Genomic DNA, 22764 nt, shown 5'->3' on the forward strand with positions numbered 1-22764 from the left:
GGGATTATTATTTATGATTTGAAATTTATTTTGCAAATCTTACTGCCATTTTTCTGTCTGTAGCTCTTTCAGAATCAGAAGCATTTGCTGCTACTGTTGCGAATTCACTGCCGTACCCCTCAGCACCTAAAATCTGAGCTCCAACTCCCATGTCAGAAAGTCTATTTTTGATATAATCGGCTCTTTCCTGAGATAATTTTTTGTTTGCAGCTGTATCGCCGGTGTTATCGGTATAGCCTCCAATTTTAATTTTTGCATCCGGATAGGCTTTAAGAATTGCAGCAAGATTTTGAAGCTGCGCTTCTGAACCTGCTTCTAATTCTTTTGCAGAATTCATTTTGAAGTTTACATTGTCGAAACTGTACCAATTGTCTTTCAACGCAGCATCGTCGTCAGCATTTTTGTAACCGTCATTTTTGAGGAAAGTGATCATGCTTGCTTCCATACCGTTTGCAAAACCTCTGATTGGTGTCCCGTTAAGGTCGATATCAGTCATTTCTCTGTTAGCAGTAACATTGGCTGAATCACCCATTGTTGCTGATGAGTCTGAAACTACCGCAGTTGAATCAGTAGTTGTAGTGGTAGTTTGGGTATTTTTTTTATCGCACTGTTTCACTAAAAACCAGGCAGCAAGTGCCAATAATATAACAGGAAGAAGCCATTTCCAGATGGAACCGCTGTTTTCATCAGTTTTGTCAACGTTTACGTGCGTATTTCCCCCTCTGCTTACCTCAACCTTAGGTTCGTCATAAGAGATTACGGTTACTTTTTCAGTTCCAAAAGGTTTTTCAGTTTCAGTTACGCCTCCTAATCCTAGAGAACCTAAAGAAAGACCTGCCGGTAAAAGGGAAGATACTACGCCCTTCTGATCTGCGAGTAAATTTGAAAGAGAGGATCTGTCTAAATTATTATCCGCGGCATATTTTCCCAAAGAACCGAGTGCAGCACCTGTGACCATTTTCAATAATGAATCTGCGGTGGAATGGCTTACTCCGCCAAAACCGGAAACTTCATTGATAAGTCCGTTTGTTTTACCTCCGAAAATTGTGGAAACCACAGAAGAAATAAGAGAGTCTCCTGAAGAATTCCCCAATAAATTTCCTAACATTCCGCTGGAATTGGCGCTCATAATGGAATCAACAACAACAGGTTCGTTGGAATTATTTGCCATTCCCCCTACCACAGCAGGTAGCAGGGCGCTAATCGCTTTTGAAATGCTGGATTCGCTTTCTCCATACTGCGCTGCAGCCTGTGATACTAAAGCCGGACCTAATTGTCCCTTAATAAGATCGATAACATTTAATGACATAATAGTTTAGTTTTAGAATTAATGTAATTTCAGCTATACAAAATTTAATCCAAAACCTTAATTTAATGCTGATATTATTGAAAATTAACTTAAATTAAGAATATGTTATATTTTTAATAAGCTTTTGCAAAGATTACACGTTGTTTTGAAATTTTACCCGAAATTAAAGAAATGCCTTCTTCCATTTCATTATCTAGCGGAATGCATCGGATTGTTGCTTTTGTTTCGTTTTTAATCTGTTCCTCTTCTTCAGCAGTTCCGTCCCAATGGGCAGAAATAAACCCGCCTTTTTCTTCAAGAACCTTTTTGAACTCCTCATACGATTCCACTTTTGTAATATGGGATTCCCGGTAATCAAGAGCTTTTTGATAAATATCTTTCTGGATTGTTTTCAGTAATTCTTCAATATGATTTTCAAGATTTTCCAATGAATGGGTTTCTTTTGTCAGGTTATCTCTGCGGGCAATCTCGACGGTTTTGTTTTCAAGATCTCGGGCACCCATCGCGATTCGGATCGGCACTCCTTTCAGTTCATATTCTGCGAATTTCCAACCGGGCTTGTATTCCGAACGGTTATCATATTTTACAGAAATGCCCTTTTCCTTCAGTTTTTTCTGGATTTCCAAAGCCACTTCATCGATCTGCTGCAACTGCTCTTCACCTTTAAAGATAGGAACGATCACAACCTGAATCGGCGCAAGTGTAGGAGGCAGAACCAATCCAAAATCATCAGAATGAGTCATAATGAGTGCGCCCATCAATCGGGTAGAGGTTCCCCATGAAGTTCCCCAGGCATGTTCAATCTTGCCTTCTCGGTTGGTGAATTTCACATCGAATGCTTTTCCGAAGTTCTGTCCCAAAAAGTGTGAAGTTCCTGCCTGTAGCGCTTTTCCGTCCTGCATAAGCGCTTCAATACAATACGTTTCATCAGCACCGGCAAATCTTTCAGACTCTGTTTTGATCCCACGAATCACGGGCATCGCCATGAAGTTTTCTGCGAAGTCAGCATACACGTCCAGCATTTTTTCGGTTTCTTCTACCGCTTCAATTTTAGTTGCATGTGCAGTATGACCTTCCTGCCACAGAAATTCTGCAGTCCTTAAAAACAGACGCGTTCTCATTTCCCAACGAACAACGTTTGCCCACTGATTGATCAAGATCGGTAAATCACGGTAAGACTGAATCCAGTTTTTATAAGTATTCCAGATGATGGCTTCTGAAGTTGGACGTACAATAAGTTCTTCCTCAAGTTTTGCTTCCGGGTCAACAATAAGTTTTTTCGGATTATCAGGATCAGTTTTTAAACGGTAATGCGTCACCACTGCGCATTCTTTAGCGAAACCTTCCGCATTTTTTTCTTCTGCTTCAAATAAACTTTTGGGAATAAAGATTGGGAAATAGGCATTCTCATGTCCTGTTTCCTTGAATTTTTTATCCATTTCATCACGCATCTTTTCCCAGATTGCATAACCGTAAGGTTTGATCACCATGCAGCCGCGAACACCTGAATTTTCTGCCAAATCAGCTTTAACAACCAATTCATTATACCATTTACTGTAGTCTTCGGCTCTTGAAGTAAGTTTTGCCATTTATTGTTTATCTTTGATTTAACTTTTTGTTGATCCTTTTATCTAAAGTAAAAGTGTATTTTTACCCAAATCATTACCTTGTTAAATGGTATAATTTTGGTAGGGAGTGCAAATATAAATCAAATTAAACTTTTCACCTATCATGAAAAAATTTACATATAAAAATTTAGTTGATATCCTTAAAACCAAGAGTGTTTTAATGGTTGCTGGTTCATTAATGCTAATGTCCTGCGGAACACAGATGGGCGGTTATACAGAAACCGACGGTGTTTATTACGATCCCAATAAAGATACAATTCCTGAAGGTGTCATTACAAATGAAATGAACCAAGTAGGAAATGACTATGTTTATGACGATTATCAAACTCAGAATGAATATAACGATGTATTAAATTCAGATTGGGGTTTGTATTCCGGTACAGAATTCAATTATTATAACGATAGCTGGAATTATCCATACGGATTTGGGTACTCACCTTGGGGTTGGAATTCAGGTTTCGGAATGGGATTTTCTTGGGGCTCACCTTGGGGTGGCTTCGGTTATAATCCATACTGGGATTTTGGATTTAGTTCTTATTACGGTTACGGATACAGTCCATATTGGGGCTACTACGGATATAGCCCGTATTACGGTTATAATCCATATTACGGATATGGATACGTTTCTCCATTCCGATATAAAAGAAGCGGTGCAGACGGAAGAATCGGCAACAGTTTCGGGCCGAGCGGTTTGAACAGACAGGGTTCCAATTCCGGATTCAGAAGTCAGGGAACTTTGAGAAATGCTAATTCAACAACGCCGGGATTCAGAAACTCACAGACTCCCGGATTTAGAACTCCACAAACATCTGGTTTCAGAAACCCACAAAATTCTTCTTCCCCACGTTTTAACACTCCGAGACCGGTTAATCCAAATAACACTCCGAGACAAAATACACCAAGATACAGATCGCCACAACAAACGCCACGTTACGATACCACGCCAAGATCCAATGATAGTGGAGGTTTCAGATCGGGCGGCGATCGGTCAGGCGGTTTTAACAATTCATCTTCAGGCGGAAGATCAAGTTCAAGTTCTTCAGGTACAAGATCAGGCGGATTCAGATAACTAATTATCCATATATCATATGTTAAAAAAATCATTTACCGTAATGAGCGTGGCTGCTGTTTTTTTCGCAAGCGCTCAAAATATGTCAACAGTTAAAAATTCAGTTGACATTTATTCAAACACCAATTTTTTCGGTTCAGCAAAATATAATGGAATGGCAGGTTCAACAGGAGCGTTGGGCGGGGACGGAAATTCTCTTCTCAATAATCCGGCCGGTTTAGGTGTTGCTATTTCAAGCGATTTTTCCGGAACACTTGCTGTTGAGAGCAATAAAAATGTGAGTTCTCTTAATGGATCATCAATTGATTATAAGATCAACACTGGCGAAATAGGAAATATAAATGGTGTCGCTGCTTTTCAGTTGATGACCGAAAGTCCCTGGAAATTTGTCAATATCGGGATTAGTTATTCCAATCAGACCATTGAAGATTACGTGGAAACTCCAGGAAACTCCAGCATCGTCATTCAAAAAGCTCTTGTGGATGCAGGTGGAAATGATGTTACCGGAAATCTTTCCTATTTAGGACATGCTTACAATCGTTACGGGAACCAATCAAAAATGAGTATCGGTGTAGGAGCGAATTATGCCAATTCCCTTTATCTGGGTGCCGGCCTTAATTTTCATTATGCTCAGATTGAGCAGTATGATTCAGCCCAGTTCGGACTTGATCTGGACAATTCGGTAAATACCTACGACAAGCAATACACCCCTTTCACGGAAGAGTCTGCTGGTTTTTCAGCAACTTTTGGAGTCATAGGCAAAGTCAACAATCAGTTCAGATTGGGTGCATCAGTGGAAACGCCAACCTGGTGGACTATTCAAAGACTTTATAATGAAAATTATGTTGATAACTCCGGTTATATTTCTTTTGAAACTTTAGAAGAGTCCAGAAATTTCAGTTCACCTTTGAAGGCCAATCTTAGTGCCTCCTTTGTTCCGAATAAGAATTTTTCACTGAATGTGGACTACAGTCTGGGTTTAACAAAACCACGGTACAGAGTACAGGGTGCTGCTGAAAGCGAACTGAATGATTTTTTCAACGACAACTATAAAAGTTTATCAGAAGTGAAGTTCGGAGCAGAATACAGACTTAAAGCATTACGATTAAGAGGAGGATATGCTTTCGCAACCAATCCGTTTGATGCGGTTTCAATAAGTTCTTATTCAAACACCGGTGTTGAAGGGAACACTTCTTACGATCAGCTCTTCATAGGTAAAAGAAACACTCTTGGACTGGGAATAGGATATGCCTTTACCTCTTTGTTTATTGATGCAGCTTTTCAGAATACCGTATCGGAATACAGCAATCCGTTTTTAAGAGGGTCAGAAGAGTTCGGAACAGGATATTATTCAGCAGATTTTGATGTCAATTCAAATTCGTCGGTTGTATCTCAGGTGAAGAATACCAGAAATAATTTCTTTCTTACTGTAGGCTGGAAATTTTAATTTCTCCTCAAATATAAATTTAAGACTCCGAAGAAATTCGGAGTCTTTTTTAATTAATGCTGGTGAAAAACATGACCGAACATGGCTAATAAAACGCCGGCTACAACAAGCGTAATTTTTTTCCAGTCGATATTGTGATTTTTATTGCTTTCGAAAATAATGACTGAGGAAATATGGAGAAAGATACCCCCCACGATGGCGAGGAAATAGATCTTCAAATCAGGATTGAAGTACCTGCCCAACAGCAGACCAAGCGGTGATGCCAATGCGAAAATCGATATAATCAGCCATGAAGAAGGCGAAAATTTTGAATCTTTGATTAAAAAAGCGCCCAGAACGAAAGAAATTGGGAGATTGTGAAATAAAATTCCCATTAAATAAGGACTCAGGATTTCAGTTTCATTCGCCAGAGGAATGCCTTCGAGAAAAGCATGAATAAACATCCCAACCATCAAAGCGACGGGGAGAATATTTTTTTCGTCCTGATGATGATGGAAATGCCCGTGCTCGAAACCCTTGGTAAGGTTTTCCAACAACATCTGAAGCAACACCCCGCCGATAACCCAAAGTCCGATATTGCTGTTTTCGCCGTTATAAACTTCCGGAAAAACTTCGTTCAGACAGATGGTGATGAGGAAACCGGCGCTTAAGATAAGCAGGTTTTTGGCGAACATATGCTTGTTGCCAAACAGTTTACCGAGATAAACTCCTGTTAAAACGCTTAAAATAAGTAGAAAAACAATCATAATTCTGTGTTTTACTTTTCTTCTTTTTTCCTGAAAACATTGATGCATCTGGGCGAGGTTTCCAGATCAAATTCCGAAAGTTGATAATCACCATAAATCTTTACCCTTTCGAAACCGAATTCTTCTGCATACTGACCGATTTCTTCAATCGTGTGCAGCTTAACCTTCTCAAAAAAATGAAAATCCTTGCCCTGGTCTTCAAAATAAATATCTTTAATGACGTACTGGTCTTCAATCCGTTTTTTAAGGTGAAAATCAATGCCTCCTTTCGTATTCATGAATTCAGATTTGAGCGTATTTTTCACCCATTTCTCATTTAAAAAATCGAGGACAAAATAACCGTTTTCTTTCAGCGCGTGATTTACAGAGTTGAAAACTTTTGCATCATCGCTTTTCTCTTCAAAATAGCCGAAACTGGTGAAGAGGTTGAAAACTGCATCCACCTTTTCGCTGGAGATTTCAGGATAAATCTCATCCCTCATGTCGTGAACTTCAAATTTCAAAGGGATTTCACTATCACCGGAAGTTTCAAACTGCTTATTATGACTGATGCTTTCTCTGGAAAGATCCAGACCCAGCACTTCATAACCCATTTGGTGAAGAAATACCGAGTGCCTTCCTTTTCCGCAGCCCAGGTCAATAATTTTTGATTTTTTCGGGAGTTGGAGGTCTTTAACCAGCAGCGAAATAAAATTTTCTGCTTCTGCAAAATCCCTGTCTTTGTAAAGAATATGATAATAAGGGGTATCAAACCACGTTTCAAACCATGCCATTGTGCAAAAATAACTAAATTTGCATTTGCTAAACCACAAAGTCACAAGATTTCTTCATCAACACGGGTCAGAAGCGTGAAAATTATGTTTTTCTGCTGTTCCCTTACTATTAATCAGTGTCTTTGATGTCTTTGCGGTTTAAAAATATTATGGATACAGAAAATTTACAGATACAGATCAAGACTTTTTTCGGTCTGGAAGAAGTTTTAGCCGAAGAAATCAGAAAACTTGGCGGAAAAAATGTGGAAATCAAAAACCGCGCGGTAAACTGCGAAGGCGACCTCGGTTTTCTTTATAAAATCAATTATTCAACGCGGACGGCACTTAAAATCATGATTCCTTTGCTCACGTTTAAGGCTTGGGACGAAAACCGTTTCTACGATAAACTTTTTGCCTTTCCGTGGGATGATTATATGCGCGTGGATCAGACTTTTGCCATCGACGCGACTGTGTATTCCGACCGTTTTACCCATTCGCAGTTCATGTCCCAGAAAATGAAGGATGCGATTGTGGATTATTTCAAATTCAAGTACAGAACACGTCCCGATGTTGATGCGCGCGATCCGGATATTAAATTCCACCTTCACATCGACCGTGAGCTCGTAACTATTTCGCTTGATTCCTGCGGCGATCCTCTTTTCAAAAGAGGTTACCGAAGGGAACAGGGAGATGCCCCCATCAACGAAGTTCTGGCAGCCGGAATGCTGCAGCTTGCAGGCTGGGACGGAAAAGGAAATTTCCTGGACCCGATGTGTGGTTCAGGAACACTATTGATCGAAGCTGCAATGGTGGCTTTGGATTTACCGGCGCAGATTTTCCGAAAAAAGTTCGCGTTCCAAAACTGGAAGAATTATGATGAAGAACTTTTCCTGAAAATAAAAGAAACCCGAATTGAGCGCGTAAAAGAATTTACGGGAAAAATAGTAGGCTATGATCTGGATCCGGATATGCTGAATGCGGCCCATCTCAATATTGAAGCCGCGGAAATGGAAGATGTGATTGAAGTAAGGCGTCAGGATTTCTTCGAATCGAAAAAAGAACTTTTCCCGCTCATGATGGTCTTCAATCCACCGTACGACGAAAGACTGGAAATTACCGATGATGACTTTTACAAAAAAATAGGGGATACGTTCAAGAAAAATTATCCGAATACTTTGGCCTGGCTCATTTCTTCGGATCTTGATGCTTCCAAAAAAGTAGGATTAAGACCTTCGCGAAGAATAAAACTCTTCAACGGAAAACTGGAATGCAGATTCTTGCAGTTCGAAATGTATGAAGGCACAAAGAAAATTCATAAACTGGAGAACAGGGATCCCGAATAAGGCGCATACCTCTCTTCAAATTATCTCATTAACACATTATCTCATTGAATTCGATTTCCATCATCATCGCCATCTACAACCGCAGAGACGAACTTTTCGAGCTGCTCAGTTCACTGTCCCGTCAAACCGATAAGGATTTTGAAGTGATTATTGTAGATGACGGTTCGATGATCGATTTGAGACCGACGATTGAACTCTTTTCTGAGAGTCTGAACATTGAGTTCTTTCGGAAAGACAATTCAGGGCCTGGTTTGTCCAGAAATTACGGCGCACGGAGAGCAAAAAATGACTGGCTGGTTTTTGTAGATTCCGACGTGATTGTGGAGAACGATTATATTCAGAACATCAAAAAAAATCTCGAAACTTCCAGTTGCGACGCCTTCGGTGGAGCCGACAAGGCCCACAAAGGATTTAACCTGATGCAGAAGGCGATTTCCTATTCCATGACCTCGGTTTTTACGACCGGTGGAATCCGCGGGAGTAAAAAAGCCGTGACCAGATTCCAGCCACGGAGTTTCAATATGGGTGTCCGCAAATCAGCATTCGAAAAAGTGGGTGGATTTTCAGAAATGCGCATCGGCGAAGATCCGGATCTTTCTATGACCCTTTGGGAAAACGGTTTTACAACGGAGTTTTTCGATAATATCGGGGTGTATCATAAACGCAGGGTTGATTTCGGTAAATTCTCGAAACAAGTCTATCAGTTTGGCTGCGCAAGACCGATCCTCAATCAGCGGCATCCGAATTATGTGAAGATTTCTTTCGCTTTTCCTTCGCTGTTTCTGATCGGTTATATTTTAGGATTTACGGAATATTTTGTCCTCGGCAACGGATTTATTCTTGCGCTTTACGGTCTTTATACTTTTTTGATATTTTTCCATGCACTGTATCAGACCAAAAACATCAGCATTGCTTCCATGGCGATTATTTCGACCTATATCCAGATGTTTTCCTACGGATACGGATTTCTTAAATCATGGTTTATGCTGAATATTCTGAGGATGAAACCTGATGAAGCTTTTCCGAAACACTTCCATAAAAATTAAAAAAAGCACTGATCTTCAGTGCTTTTTTATTTAATAATTGATTTTCTCAATTCTCATTTCCGGTGCACTTCCCTGCACTTCCTCATACAGCATCACATAGCCGGGTTTGGAAGGAAGCAGCCCCATAGGGTTTTTGCTCGTGAAGTTAATCTTGTCCCGACTCCATTCTCCGTTGATGTAGGCAATGGTTCCGTAAGCATATTTCCCTTTGCTGAACATTCCCATTTCTTTCTCAACATCCAGGTAATAAATGACGGTTCCTTTGTTGCGGTCAAGTTTGTTGTGGAACTGATAATCAAAATATCCTGCATTGTTGAGAAATTCACCGTATTTTCTGGAGGAACCGGTTTTGAAACTGTTCATCGAAAACGAGGTTAATTTTTTATCGAAGTTTTTTACGTTTTGAAGATCGAAATCTTTATTAAAATCAAGGATGACCAAATCTGAAATGTTCACACCGTTGAGAGTGCCTTTGAAAAATTCACCGGGCATTAGGATGTGTCCGCTCGCATCGTCGATGATGAAGGTGTGGGTATAAATATATCCGGTTTTTTCAACCCATCCTTTTTCATCGATGTCGAGTTTGCCTTTAAGGTCGGTCCACTGCAGATTCTTTTTCACAATATTGTTTCCGGTTCGGTCTGTAGTCACCATAAATATTCCGGTGTTCAGGCCGTTGAATTTTTTGCCTTCATTGTAGAGATCGCCGAAAACGTATACTTTGTCATTCTTCATGATCAGCTGGTTGCTTTGGTAACGGTAGCTGGCGTCATCCAACAAAACGCGGCTGAGTTCATTCCCGTTTTTCGAGTTGATAAACACCAGGCCGTACTGCGCTCTTTTCCCGTCTTCATTGTCAACATAGGTTGCCACAGCAAGATCATTATCCACATCCAGTTCATCAAAAAGAATGTCTTTTTTCTTTCCATTCACCGTATTGGTAAGCGTGGATGCCCAAAGCTGTTTGTTGGACTGATCTACTGCTACCAGATCGATCTGGTCACTTTTATTGTTTGAAATCACAAAAAGAAATCCGCTATCGTCCACCGGTTTAACGCGGTTGATATACTTTGTCCTGTCGAAGGCTTTTGGAAAGCTCATTCTTTCTGAAAGTTTGTTTGCAGTAAGATCATAAATATAATACTGGGCGTTTCCAGGCATCAGTCCGCCCATATAAGGCCAGCCAAGGATGAGAACAGACTTTTTATTGTAAACTACACTGTAATTATAAGTAGTCCGGGCGAACTTCATCACTACATCATTGATTTTATTCAGATTGATATCCTTCAGTTCCATCTGAACTGACATCTCTTTATTGGCTTCTTTACCTACCAAACTGAAACTGGAATAGCCAAATGTTTCGCCGCTGCTGTTGAAGACTGGATAAACACGCTGGCTGTAGGTCTGAATGCTGAAAAAAGCACACAGGAATAGAATGAAAAATTTTCTCATGGGAATTTAATGGTTTTTAGTTGTTTTTATAATGTTGGGCAAGCTTTTCCAGCTCCGAAGTGGAAAGATTCTCGAGTACGGCCAAAAATCGGGTATAGGAATCGGACTGTTTCTGGACATTTACATCGTCTACATAACGTTTGTAAGTGTGATTTTTACGGGCATCAGCGAGGTTTTCCAGAAAAAAGCCGCGCATTTTTCCGGCAAATTCATTTCCGGGATCCTTTTTCTGTACCTGAAGGGCAAAGTAAAGCCCGCGCCCGTATTCCTTCTGTACGAAATAGGAGAAAAGCGTTTCGTTCAGCATTTTATTTTTGAAAGCCTGAAATTCCGGAGTCACTCCCGAAACAGACTGCGTGTTAACAGCCCCGCTTTTTTTACTGAGCAGTGCAATTCTTTCGGTGATTTCAGGATGGGTGGAAATGGAATCGCTGTTGATTCCGAGCGAATTTACTTTGGATTTGGAATAATTATAGGTATTCTCGCCATAAATTTCAAGCCATTCTTCTTTAAATTTCTGTGAGGGTGTATCAAAAAATTTACGGTAGTCATCCTTCTGGAGATTTGCAATTTCAATCGGTGAAACCGAATCCAGTTTTGAGAGTGCAACGGCTGCGTTTGCGGGGTCTTTGGCCACATTTTTAAAGAGGATAAACGCCAGAGAATCTGCTTCTATTTCCTGTTTTCTGGAATTTTTTTTGTCGAAATACTGATAATCCTTCATCAGGGAGAGCCCTTTCTGGATACCGGTATTCCTGGTTTTTCTGATCTCTTTCACGCGGGCCTTGAAATCTGCCGAATTTTTAAGCTCGTCATTTTTCACCAGTGAACGCTGAAGGTGTTTCAGAATATAATGGCTCAGTTCGTGAGAAAGGATATAGGAAATTTCGTCCTCGCTTTCCATTTTATTAACAATGGAAGTATTAAAAATGTACAGTCCATCTCCGAGACTTAGCGCATTCGGACTCGTTTCACGGCTCAGCAGCACTTTCTGAGGAGCAATTTTCAGGCTGTTTTTCTGAACAATTCTGTCCATAAGTCCCTGAATGTATTTTTCCGTGGGCTCATCAAAGAAAAAGGTCTTTTCCTTGATCATTTCAGCAAACATTTTCTTTCTGCTCGAAGTGATATCGGAAACGGTGCTTTTATTCTTCAGGTTCAGTGCCTTCAGGTCCTTCCCTAAATTCTCATTGCTCGTCTCCAAAAAAACCTGAAAGGTTTTGAGTTTTACCGGGCTGTAAGTGGTGTCTGCTGGTTTGTAGTTCTGAGAAAATCCCGCAGTGAAAAGGGAAACTGCCAGAACAAAAAAATATTTTTTCATCAAATGCCTCTATATTTATGTCGGACATAAATATAGAATTAATTTGAAAACAGCGCAGAAATTTTTTGGGAAAGTTTTTCAGCGTTCGGGAGCATTTCTTTTTCCAGAACCAGATTAATCGGCACAGCAGGCAAATTTAAAGATCCTACAGCCTCAACAGCGGCATCCAGATACGCAAAACAGTTTTTGGAAATCCGGTGAGCAAATGCTTCTGCGAAAGAGTTCTGAAGCTGCTCTTCGGTAAGAACGATGCATTTTCCGTGGATTTTCACTCTTTCGAAAACGAGTTTTTCATCCAGGGGAATCAGCGTACGCAGATCGATGATCTCAATTCTTCCTTCAAAGTTTTTTGCCGCTTCTTTTGCCCAGAAAACGCCCATCCCGTAAGTAACAATGACCAAAGTCCTGCCTTTTTCGGTTTCCGTTTCGCTGGCTTTTAAGATGATATTTCCTTTTCCGAACGGCAGGATATAATCTTCATCCGGTTCTATGGTTTTGGCGTCTTCGGTTCCCGGAACCTTGCTCCAGTACAAACCCTTGTGTTCCAGCATCACCACCGGATTCGGATCGTAATAGGCCGCTTTCAGCAACCCTTTGAAGTCGGCTGCATTGCTCGGATACGCGATCTTGATTCCTTTGATATTGGCTAAAATACTCTCCACGCTTCCGCTGTGGTAAGGTCCGCCGCCGCCGTAAGCGCCGATTGGAACGCGGATGATATTGCTAACCGGGAATTTTCCCTGGGAAAGATAACATGATTTTGAAATTTCGGTAATCAACTGGTTGATTCCGGGATAAATATAGTCCGCAAATTGAACTTCAACGATCGGTTTCAGTCCGACGGCACTCATCCCAACGGTGGAGCCGATGATATAAGCTTCCTGAATCGGGGTGTTGAAGACCCTTTTCTTTCCGAATTTCTGGCCTAAAGTTACCGTCTCCCGGAATACACCACCAATTCTTTCTCCAACATCCTGACCGTAAAGTAAGGCTTCCGGGTGTTTCCACATGATTTCCTGAATCGCATGAATGGCAGCATCCACCATTACAATTTTTTCGGCACCTTCAGGTTCGCGTACCCCTTTTTCTTCGGTAACCGGAGTGGGAGCGAAGACATGGTTTTCTACCGTTTCCGGCTTTGGATCTTCAGCATTGACTGCTTTTTCAAAGGCTTCTTCTGCCTCAATTCTGGCTTTTTTGGTGATCTGTTTCAAAAGATCCTCATCAACACCACCTTCCAGTAAATAGTTTCTTAAAATAGTTCCGGGATCTTTTGCGCGGTGTTTTACGAGATCTTCATCGTCACGGTAAAATTCTCTGCGGACTCCGGAAGTATGATGGCCAATCAGAACGGTTTTGGCGCACACCAAAAGTGGTTTTCTTTCGGTTCTTACAAAGTCCACTGCTTTTTTCATGGCGTCATAACTTTCCACGAAATCGGTGCCGTCTACGCGCATTCTGTTCAGTCCGACAAATCCTGCGGCAAAATCATAAGCGTCGGAGGTTCTCGCTTCTTCTTTCGTTACCGAAATTCCCCATTCATTGTCCTGAATTAGGAAAATAATCGGCAGCTGATGAAGCGCTGCAAACTGAAAAGCTTCCGAAACTTCGCCTTCGGTCACCGAATTGTCGCCAAAACTGCACACGACCACGGGATTTTTCTCGTAAGTCTTTAAGTTGAATTCCTGAATATATTTGATTCCCTGTGCGACACCCGTAGTAGGGATGGCCTGCATTCCGGTTGCGGAACTCTGATGGATGATTTTCGGAAGGTTTGCTTCGAGACTCGAAGGATGAGAATAATACGAACGTCCGCCGGAAAAAGGATCGTCGGCTTTCGCCAGAAGCTGCAGCATCAACCGGTAAGGTTCAAAACCTATTCCCAGGAGCAGACTTTCGTCGCGGTAATATGGTGAAACCCAGTCTTCATTTGTCAGCTGATAGGCGGTGGCCAGCTGAATGGCTTCGTGACCGCGCGATGTGCTGTGCACATATTTGGTAATGCCACGGTTTTCCTCATAAATATCGGCCATCGCTTTTGCCAGCATCATGTGGTTGAAAGCCTTCAGTAAAACATCCTGTGAAACTTTTTCCTGTGTCGTAATTTCCATAGAGAGCAAAGATAATATTTTTTAAGAAAAGAGTGATAAAGCACCACTCATTTGGATCCCATGTTAGCTATTTTCAAAAATTCGTAACGAAGTTTTATTATTTGCATTTTTTTTTGGAATATTTTACAGATGGTCAGTTTTTTGCTAACAAAAATGGAATATAGTACACTTAACTTTAAAAATATCACATTATGAAATATCTTCTTATTTTCTCATCGATGATTCTTATGGCTTGCAGTAATTCGACCACAGATTGCGACTGTTCTAAGTTGCGGTGGGAGCGTACTGTTGAATATCAGGGAACAACTGATGTGGTAGTAGCAACTACTAGCTGGAACGGTACAGGATTGGCTCAGAAAATCAGCAGCAATGACTGTGCTATGAATGGTGCGGTAATAGATCCTGGAGTAGAAACTACAGAGATTCTTCCGAACGGCAACACCCGTAAGGAAGAATATGAATACCGTGTGACCTGCAATTAGGATGTAAAATACGGTGTCTGCTTAAGCAATATTGAACATTTACTCAATATTATCCCTTTATGTTATTTACATAAGGCTGTTTTTTTTTGCTGAAGATAAAATCAGGTAGAATGCAAATTTTTAGCAAATTTTCTACTAATTTTACCAAAATTCTTCCGCTCCATGTATTTGATTTTCGACACCGAAACCACAGGATTACCTAAAAATTTCAACGCTCCGCTCACCGATTCCGACAACTGGCCCCGTATGGTTCAGATTGCATGGCAGCTACATGACCGCGACGGTAACCTGCTCGAAAACCAGGATTACATCATTAAACCTGAAGGGTATGATATCCCTTTTAACGCGACGCGGATTCATGGAATTTCCACCAAAATGGCGAGGGAAGAAGGCCGTGACCTGACGGAAGTTCTGGAAGAATTTCAGCAGGTTTTAAGAAAAGCCGAAGTCGTTGCCGGTCACAATATCGATTTCGATTACAAGATTGCCGGCGCCGAATTTCACCGCAAATTTGTCGATAATACTTTACAGCAAATTCCGTCTGCCGATACCATGGAACTGGGAACCGAATACTGCCAGTTGGGGGGCGGAAAAAACGGCAGATATAAATCTCCGAAACTCGAGGAACTCTACGAAAAACTCTACGGCCAGAAATTCGATGAAGCCCACAACGCCGCAGCCGATGTGAATGCCACGGCGCAGGTCTTTTTCGAAATGGCGCGGATCGGGATTATTCCTGCCGAAAAACTCCGGATTACAGAACCCGAACTGCAGGAATTTATCAGTACCCACCCGAATCCTTTCGCGCCGTTTGGAATCATCATCCGCAGGCAGGTTGCCGCTTCGAAAAAGAAGAAAAAAATTGATTTTGGCGATTCCGATGAAATAGAAATTGGCGATTATTTCAATTTTCACAACCACAGCATTTATTCTTCACTGCAGGCATCAACCCACATCAACGAACTCATCAGCAAGGCACTGCAAAACAATTTTTCAGCCGTCGGACTTGTAGATCTCGGAAACATGATGGGCGCCTTTAAGTTTGTCTCTGAAGTGGAAAAAACCAACGGAAATATTATTAAAACCTATCAGGAATATTCAGAAAAAAAGAAAAAATTCGAAGAAGAAGGAACCGCTTTCAAGGAAATGGAACCCCGTAAAGAACCACTCATTCCTGTTATCGGCTGCGAATTCTATATTTCTGACCGCCCGGAACAGAAACAGTTTACGAAAGACGATCCGGACCGGCGGACGAATGTAGTTCTGCTTGCAAAAAATTTCAACGGGTATAAAAACCTCGCAAAACTATCGAGTCTTGGTTATGTAAACGGATTTTACTTCGGCGTACCGCGGATTTCCAAAAAAATGATCGCGGAATATAAAGAAGATCTGATTGCTCTGACGGCAGGAACTTACGGCGATATTCCGAATACAGTGCTGGAATTCGGGGAACAGAAAGGGGAGGAGGTCTTCAGATGGTGGAGTGAAACATTTGCCGATGATTTTTATGTGCAGATCCAGAACCATGCGGTAGATGAAGAAGAACATCTGAATCAGGTCCTGCTGGAGTTTGCTGAAAAATACGACGTGAAAATCCTGGCTCAGAACGAGACCTTTTATACTGAAAAATCCGATGCCAATATTCAGGATATCCTGTACTGCATCAAAGACGGGGAAAAACTTTCTTCGCCAGTAGGAAAAGGTTTCGGCAAAAGAAGAGGTCTGCCTTCGAATGAATTTTACATTAAAAATGCCGACGAACTGAAACAGGCATTCATCCAGTTTCCGGATGCGTTTGAAGCCTACACGGAATTTCTTCAGAAATTTGAAGCGTACACTTTAAAACGCGATGTTTTGCTTCCGGAATTCGGGATTCCAGAAGAGTTTTTAAGTGCCGAAGACAAAACCGATGGCGGAAAACGTGGAGAAAATGCCTATTTAAGACATCTGACCTACGAAGGCGCCAAGAAAAAATATGCTGAAATTACCGATGAGATCAGGGACCGGCTGGATTTTGAGCTCCAGGTTATCGCAAAGACAGGCTATCCCGGGTACTTTCTGATCGTTCAGGATTTCTGCAACGAAGCCAGAAAAATGGGCGTTTGGGTAGGGCCGGGAAGGGGTTCTGCGGCTGGTTCTGCTGTTGCGTTCTGTATCGGAATCACGAACGTGGATCCAATCGCATATGACCTGCTATTTGAGCGTTTTCTGAATCCTGAACGTATTTCCATGCCCGATATCGACATCGATTTTGATGATGAGGGCCGCGATAAAATCATTAAATGGGTAGTTGAGAAATACGGAAAAAACAATGTGGCGCAAATCATAACCTATTCAGTTTTGGGTGGAAAATCGGCGATCAAGGATGCCGGAAGAGTTCTGGATGTCTCCATTGCGGAAACCAACAATATCGCAAAACTGATTCCCTCAACGCCCGGAATGAATATCGCGAAAGCTTTTTCGAAATTCGACAAACTGAGTCCCGAAGATAAAGTTCTGGCGCAGGAGATGAAAGATATTTTGCAGAATCCAAAAGACGCACGATATGAAGTGCTTTCAGCCGCTCAAAGGATGGAAGGCTGCATCAGAAATACGGGAATCCATGCGTGCGGAGTTATCATCACCCCCGAAGATATTTCGAATTTGGTTCCGATTACAATTGCGTCGAAAGATGCTGATATTCTGGTTTCGCAGTTCGACAATTCCGTGGCAGAATATGCAGGTCTGCTGAAAATGGATTTTCTGGGACTCCGGACTTTAACAATCATCAAACACGCCATCAAACTTATTAAAGAAAGACACGGAATTGAAATCAATCCAGATAACATTCCGCTGGATGATGCCAAGACCTATCAGCTTTTTAAAGATGGAAAGACCGTTGGGATTTTCCAGTACGAGAGTGCGGGGATGCAGAAGTACATGCGGGAACTGAAACCCACCGTTTTTGCCGATCTGATTGCCATGAACGCGCTGTACCGTCCGGGACCGATCAAATACATTCCGAATTTCATCAACCGAAAGCATGGGCTCGAAGAAATTGTATATGACCTTCCTGAAACCGAGGAATACCTGAAGGAAACCTACGGAATCACCGTCTACCAGGAACAGGTAATGTTGCTGTCGCAGAAACTGGCCAATTTTACGAAAGGTGAAGCCGATACGCTGCGTAAAGCGATGGGGAAAAAAGACCGCCCGACTTTGGATAAAATGTACCCGAAATTTCTCGAAGGCGGTGAAAAAAATCGTCTCGATGTTGACAAACTCAATAAAATCTGGAAAGACTGGGAGGCGTTTGCCGAATATGCCTTTAACAAATCCCACTCGACGTGTTATGCGCTGATTGCGTATCATACCGCTTATCTTAAAGCAAATTATCCGGCAGAATATATGTCGAGTGTCATGACCAACAACCTCAACAATACCAAACAGATCACCATGTTTATGGAAGACTGCAAGAATATTGGAGTGGATGTGCTCGGACCCGATGTAAATGAGTCGCAGTACGAATTTGCGGTGAACAGCAAAGGGCAGATCCGTTTCGGGCTCGGCGCCATCAAAGGAATCGGTGAAGGTCCGAGTGAAGCCATTGTGAATGCCAGAAAAGCAGAACGGTACGCGAATATTTACGACTTTTTTGAAAAAATACCTTCGGGACAAATGAACAAAAGGGTAGCAGAGAGTCTTGTGATTGCCGGAGCTTTTGATGAGGTTGACCGTTATCACCGGGCCCAGTATTTTGAAATCGACAATGCCGGAAGAACCAATCTGGAAAGACTGCTGCGTTACGGCCAAAGCTTTCAAGACAGTAAAAACGAGATCGAGAATTCTCTTTTTGCGGATTTTGCTGATGAGGTGAAAATTGAACCGCCCAAAATCAATTCCGCGCCCGAATGGCCGAATATGTATAAACTCAACAAGGAGAAGGAAATCATTGGATTCTATCTTTCGGCGCATCCATTGGATGAATTTAAATACCAGTATCAGTTTATTCAGGGGGCCCTGAGCCGTAAAAACATTCTGGAAAGCCGGAAAGAAGAGGAAGTCCTTCCGCTGGAAAAAGTGGTGATCCCGGTAGAGGTGGATGCCGATGAGGATGCCGAAGAGGTCATTGATCTGATGGTGGATGAGGAAGGCGAAATTATGGAAGAACCGTCAAGAAATGTTGAAGCAAAAGGCAATTTTAATTTCCTGAACCTTGATGAGATTGATGCGTTCCGGGATAAAAATTTCGGGCCGGAACAGGTGAGACTTTTTGAGGAGATCAAAGACTATAAGGACAAGCAGAAATTCAACGCCAATTCCAAGGAATATATGGTGGCCGGACTCGTTTCAGAATACACTGTAAAAGACGGGCGGAACAGTGGTGAAAAAATTGCGTTCATCAGCCTTGAAGATTATTCCGGCAGCTACTCCTTCCGTTTGGGCGACCGCGATTACCTCCGGCTACGGGATAAGATTGATGTGCAGCGTTTTCTGATCTTCAAGCTCAAATTTTCGATTGCGAAAGACGGACGTGTTTTCGTAAATATTACTGATGTTATCGAACTTAAAGAGGCATTCGAACAATTTGCCAAAAGCATGACCGTGGTGGTGGATCTGCAGGATCTCAGAAAAGAAGATCTTGATTTCTTCAGGCAAAATCTCCTGGGCAAAGCCGGTGGTGACCAAAAACTGAATTTCTTCGTCAAAAACAGTGATGAGGAAAGCCACGTGGAACTCATGAGCATTCAGACTTCCATTGATGTGAATGGAAATTTACTTGAGGTTTTCAACGAAATGAACAAGTATGAGATATTTCTGAATTAATATATAATCATATTATTAATAATGGCAGCTTTTAAAGCTGCCTTTTTCATGCCTTTTCTATAAAATGTAAAAATTATTAATATCCAGAATGTTGATTTTATTTTGTTAAGTTATATAATTGTAAAAAATATTATTAATTTTACTTTATAATACTTAATTAAATTAATATGAAACGAACTCTATTATTTTTAGTTCTTCTGATAGGTATTATTCCTTATCAGTTCAGTTACGCGCAAAATTTTACTGTAGCAACGTGTTCCAGTAATGTGGACAACATGACGTATTCTGCAATGCGGAGCAGTACCACGGCAAATGACAAAAACCGCACGGCTTTTATCATTCCAGCATCACAATTAACAGCAATGGCCGGCGGAAATATTACCTCGACCTATTTCCGCCGGGCTACCGCTACCGGATCACTCAATGCAGATACTACTTTTAAAATTTATCTTAAAAACACTGCTGCGGTAGATTTTGGTGCAACTTCACCAGATTGGGCCACAGAAACCAGTACTGCTACCTTAGTGTACGATTCAAATCCCCAAACAGCTGTTGGAAGTAATGCAGGATATAAGCAGTTTGTGCATACGGTAAGTTTCAATTATACTGCAGGCAGTAATCTGGCTGTTTTTGTAGAATATACCCAGACAACAGCACAAGCTACCAATATTTACTGGCAATATGAATATGTAGGCCCCTGTGTAAATACGTCGAATAGTAATACTACAAAATACGAAAATACCACAGGTGCTTTCACGGGTGCACTGCCTTCATCCAATTACAGGAGGCCTTTTATCGCTTTTGATGTTGCTTCAACCACTGCGCCGGGGTGTACGACTATTACGTCTCCAACAGCAGGAGCCACCAATGTAGTGAACGGAAATGCACTTGCCTGGAATGCGGTGGCATTTGTAACAGGTTATAAAGTATTTATCGGCACAACTCCGGGAGGAAGTGATGTGGTTAACGGAACCAATGTCGGAAACGTAACCACTTATGCATTAGCAGGTCTTTCACCTTCAACTACTTATTATGCCAGAGTTGTCCCTACCAATGCAATTGGGGATGCAACAGGCTGTACTGAAATTTCTTTTGCTACACCTGCGATTCCGGCTAATGATGAATGTTCAAATGCAGTCGCTTTAACGGTAAATTCCAATGATGTATGTGCCACCGGAAGCTCAGCCGCTGGAAATACTTTGGGTGCTACAGAATCTTTAGCTGCAACACCTTGTACCGGAGTCTCAAATGATGATGTTTGGTACTCGTTTGTGGCAACATCACCTTCACATGTCATTACCTTATCCAATATTGTCTCTACGGGAGTTACTTCAACAACAGACATGTACTTCCAGGTACTGAGCGGATCATGTGGAGCTCTTACGAGTGTGCTCTGCTCTGATCCCAATGCGAATATGGTTACCGGTTTAACAGTTGGGCAAACCTATTATGTGAGGGTTTATACAGTAGCTGTGGCAGGAGCAAGTGCAAGTTTCACTATCTGTGTTACAACTCCGCCTCCGCCTCCCGCAAATGATAATTGTGTAAATGCTGTTACACTGGTTCCAAGCAATACTTCTCTGTGTGCTTCCCCTGTATCAGGAACCACTTTATCGGCTACCGATTCCGGTGTGGCAATAGCTCCTTGTACCGGTACTGCTGATGATGATGTGTGGTATTCATTCGTGGCGACTTCTACTGCCCATACTGTCCTTATATACAATGTCGTGTCTGTTGGCACAACAAGTTCTACGTCACTTTATCTGCAGGTAATGAGCGGCTCCTGCGGAACGCTTTCAAGTGTAACCTGCGATACAAGTTATACAACCCCAACAGTTCTGACTGGTCTAACAGTTGGCCAAACTTATTATGTACGGGTATATAACAGTGTTGCGGGATCTGCAGCTGCCAATACATTCAGTATCTGCATCATTACCCCTACCACACCTTTAAATGATGAATGTTCCACCGCGACCAGTCTGACAGTAAGCGGAACCAGCACCTGTACATCCGCTATTTCAGGAAGTACACTTAATGCTACAGATTCCGGTATAGCGGTCGCTCCTTGTACAGGAACACCTAACGATGATGTATGGTATTCCTTTGTGGCTGCTAATTCTTCCCATATCGTGACTTTATCCAATGTGGTTTCTGTTGGCACAACCAGTTCTACTGCGCTTTCTCTTCAGGTTTTCAGTGGGGCATGCGGAACTTTGGCAAGTATGCTTTGTGATACATCTTCTGTGTCTTCCGCATCATTAAATGGCCTTACTCCAGGGCAAACTTATTATATAAGAGTGTACAATGCCAACGGAGCAGGATATGCTAATAATTTCAATATCTGTATCACTACTCCGGCTGCACTCCCTGCAAATGACGCTTGTTCCGGCGCTATCAATGCGGTCACAACAGTGCTGACCCCTTATGTCAACACACAGGATGCCAGTGGAGCCACGAATAATGCAGGCTTTGTATCTTGTGGTACAGCAATTATGAATGATGGAGTTTGGTATACCTTAATAGGGGACGGTTCAACCATCACAGTTGATGTTACCAATGTAGGTGCATGGGATCCGGAGATCGGAATTTATTCCGGAAGCTGCGGATCGCTTTCGTGTATCATTAATAAAGATGCAGGTGCGGCCGGTGCTTCAGAAACCGCTTCGTTTGCGACAACTATTGGAGTGATTTACTATATTAACATAGGCCAGTACAATCCGACTGTGGATGAATTGGAAGGCAATTATACCATCACTGTCAGCACCAATGGTATCATATTGGGCACAGTAAACGCTGCGTCTAAAGATGAGGTAAAAATGTATCCGAACCCTTTCGGAGATGTTGTATACATTTCAGACATAAAGAATGTTAAGTATGTAATCATAACAGATGTGTCCGGCAGAAAAGTTAAAACGGTTAATAAGCCCGATAAGGAAATAAATCTTATCGACCTTAAAGCGGGCTTATATATATTAACACTGCATTATAATGACGGATCATTGAAATCATTTAAAGCCATTAAAAAATAAAAACAGCATAGTTAAGTAAATCTAAGGCAGCAGTATGCTGCCTTTTTTTTATTATTCCACTTTAAAAGACACCTAAAGAGAAAATAAAAAAAATAAATAGTATTTAAGTTTTTTATGCAGAATATCTATATTTTGAATGTAATCGCGATAAATAATATGTTAAAAAATAAAAATTGTTTAGTATAATAAAAATTTATACTTTTACACATAATTTTAATTTTAA

The 22764-nt window shown here is 41.6% G+C and carries 14 protein-coding genes; 7 read left to right on the forward strand and 7 right to left on the reverse strand.

Translation table 11 applies throughout. The features are described 5' to 3' along the window. Window positions 1-25: 25 nt before the first annotated feature. Entirely contained in the window at window positions 26-1309 is a 1284-nt protein-coding gene (locus FUA25_RS06755; protein ID WP_147756140.1) for an OmpA family protein, read from the reverse strand. Between the two features lie 113 nt (window positions 1310-1422). Further along, window positions 1423-2898, reverse strand: coding sequence for a proline--tRNA ligase (gene proS / locus FUA25_RS06760; RefSeq protein ID WP_147756141.1), 1476 nt, complete (start codon window positions 2896-2898; stop codon window positions 1423-1425). Between the two features lie 142 nt (window positions 2899-3040). Between proS and FUA25_RS06765 the strand changes: the two genes are divergently transcribed. Together FUA25_RS06765 and FUA25_RS06770 are read left to right on the forward strand one after the other, a co-directional pair. After that, entirely contained in the window at window positions 3041-4006 is a 966-nt protein-coding gene (locus tag FUA25_RS06765; RefSeq protein WP_147756142.1) for a prolyl-tRNA synthetase, read from the forward strand. Window positions 4007-4088: 82 nt separating this feature from the next. Beyond that, window positions 4089-5453, forward strand: a complete 1365-nt coding sequence (locus FUA25_RS06770; protein WP_228411664.1) for an OmpP1/FadL family transporter — start codon at window positions 4089-4091, stop codon at window positions 5451-5453. A gap of 53 nt (window positions 5454-5506) precedes the next feature. Here FUA25_RS06770 and FUA25_RS06775 read toward each other — a convergent pair whose 3' ends face one another. Both FUA25_RS06775 and FUA25_RS06780 read right to left on the reverse strand, forming a co-directional pair. Beyond that, a complete protein-coding gene (locus FUA25_RS06775; RefSeq protein ID WP_147756144.1) occupies window positions 5507-6199 on the reverse strand; it encodes a ZIP family metal transporter in 693 nt (230 codons plus the stop codon). Between the two features lie 11 nt (window positions 6200-6210). Further along, the gene (locus tag FUA25_RS06780) at window positions 6211-6972 is read right to left on the reverse strand and encodes a class I SAM-dependent methyltransferase (protein ID WP_147756145.1); all 762 of its coding nucleotides are present in this window, start codon (window positions 6970-6972) and stop codon (window positions 6211-6213) included. Window positions 6973-7121: 149 nt separating this feature from the next. On the opposite strand from FUA25_RS06780, the gene FUA25_RS06785 reads away from it, so the two are divergent. Both FUA25_RS06785 and FUA25_RS06790 read left to right on the forward strand, forming a co-directional pair. Then, window positions 7122-8294 (forward strand): class I SAM-dependent RNA methyltransferase, encoded by a 1173-nt coding sequence (locus tag FUA25_RS06785; protein ID WP_147756146.1) that lies wholly within the window; start codon window positions 7122-7124, stop codon window positions 8292-8294. A 44-nt stretch (window positions 8295-8338) separates the two neighbouring features. Next, complete coding sequence (locus tag FUA25_RS06790) at window positions 8339-9340, forward strand: glycosyltransferase (RefSeq protein WP_147756147.1); 1002 nt, start codon at window positions 8339-8341, stop codon at window positions 9338-9340. 30 nt (window positions 9341-9370) lie between these two features. Here FUA25_RS06790 and FUA25_RS06795 read toward each other — a convergent pair whose 3' ends face one another. The 3 genes from FUA25_RS06795 to FUA25_RS06805 are packed head-to-tail and all read right to left on the reverse strand — an operon-like array spanning window position 9371 to window position 14224. Beyond that, complete coding sequence (locus tag FUA25_RS06795) at window positions 9371-10792, reverse strand: DUF6770 family protein (protein WP_147756148.1); 1422 nt, start codon at window positions 10790-10792, stop codon at window positions 9371-9373. Between the two features lie 16 nt (window positions 10793-10808). Continuing rightward, window positions 10809-12113, reverse strand: coding sequence for a M48 family metalloprotease (locus FUA25_RS06800; RefSeq protein WP_147756149.1), 1305 nt, complete (start codon window positions 12111-12113; stop codon window positions 10809-10811). A gap of 38 nt (window positions 12114-12151) precedes the next feature. Next, window positions 12152-14224, reverse strand: coding sequence for a thiamine pyrophosphate-dependent enzyme (locus FUA25_RS06805; RefSeq protein WP_147756150.1), 2073 nt, complete (start codon window positions 14222-14224; stop codon window positions 12152-12154). Window positions 14225-14493: 269 nt separating this feature from the next. Between FUA25_RS06805 and FUA25_RS06810 the strand changes: the two genes are divergently transcribed. The 3 genes from FUA25_RS06810 to FUA25_RS06820 all read left to right on the forward strand — a co-directional run bounded on the left by FUA25_RS06810 (window position 14494) and on the right by FUA25_RS06820 (window position 22541). Further along, the gene (locus FUA25_RS06810) at window positions 14494-14706 is read left to right on the forward strand and encodes a hypothetical protein (protein WP_147756151.1); all 213 of its coding nucleotides are present in this window, start codon (window positions 14494-14496) and stop codon (window positions 14704-14706) included. A gap of 162 nt (window positions 14707-14868) precedes the next feature. Then, the gene (dnaE, locus tag FUA25_RS06815) at window positions 14869-19512 is read left to right on the forward strand and encodes a DNA polymerase III subunit alpha (RefSeq protein WP_147756152.1); all 4644 of its coding nucleotides are present in this window, start codon (window positions 14869-14871) and stop codon (window positions 19510-19512) included. 167 nt (window positions 19513-19679) lie between these two features. Further along, window positions 19680-22541 (forward strand): T9SS type A sorting domain-containing protein, encoded by a 2862-nt coding sequence (locus tag FUA25_RS06820; protein ID WP_147756153.1) that lies wholly within the window; start codon window positions 19680-19682, stop codon window positions 22539-22541. The last annotated feature ends 223 nt before the right edge of the window (window positions 22542-22764 follow it).

Origin of the sequence: Chryseobacterium sp. (genome assembly GCF_008014695.1) — a bacterium.
Lineage (GTDB): Bacteria > Bacteroidota > Bacteroidia > Flavobacteriales > Weeksellaceae > Kaistella.

Coding starts and splice junctions, on each gene's coding strand:
- FUA25_RS06755 (WP_147756140.1), bottom strand. CDS start 1,309: ATGTCATTAAATGTTATCGATCTTATTAAGGGACAATTAGGTCCGGCT.
- proS (WP_147756141.1), bottom strand. CDS start 2,898: ATGGCAAAACTTACTTCAAGAGCCGAAGACTACAGTAAATGGTATAAT.
- FUA25_RS06765 (WP_147756142.1), top strand. CDS start 3,041: ATGAAAAAATTTACATATAAAAATTTAGTTGATATCCTTAAAACCAAG.
- FUA25_RS06770 (WP_228411664.1), top strand. CDS start 4,089: ATGTCAACAGTTAAAAATTCAGTTGACATTTATTCAAACACCAATTTT.
- FUA25_RS06775 (WP_147756144.1), bottom strand. CDS start 6,199: ATGATTGTTTTTCTACTTATTTTAAGCGTTTTAACAGGAGTTTATCTC.
- FUA25_RS06780 (WP_147756145.1), bottom strand. CDS start 6,972: ATGGCATGGTTTGAAACGTGGTTTGATACCCCTTATTATCATATTCTT.
- FUA25_RS06785 (WP_147756146.1), top strand. CDS start 7,122: ATGGATACAGAAAATTTACAGATACAGATCAAGACTTTTTTCGGTCTG.
- FUA25_RS06795 (WP_147756148.1), bottom strand. CDS start 10,792: ATGAGAAAATTTTTCATTCTATTCCTGTGTGCTTTTTTCAGCATTCAG.
- FUA25_RS06800 (WP_147756149.1), bottom strand. CDS start 12,113: ATGAAAAAATATTTTTTTGTTCTGGCAGTTTCCCTTTTCACTGCGGGA.
- FUA25_RS06805 (WP_147756150.1), bottom strand. CDS start 14,224: ATGGAAATTACGACACAGGAAAAAGTTTCACAGGATGTTTTACTGAAG.
- dnaE (WP_147756152.1), top strand. CDS start 14,869: ATGTATTTGATTTTCGACACCGAAACCACAGGATTACCTAAAAATTTC.
- FUA25_RS06820 (WP_147756153.1), top strand. CDS start 19,680: ATGAAACGAACTCTATTATTTTTAGTTCTTCTGATAGGTATTATTCCT.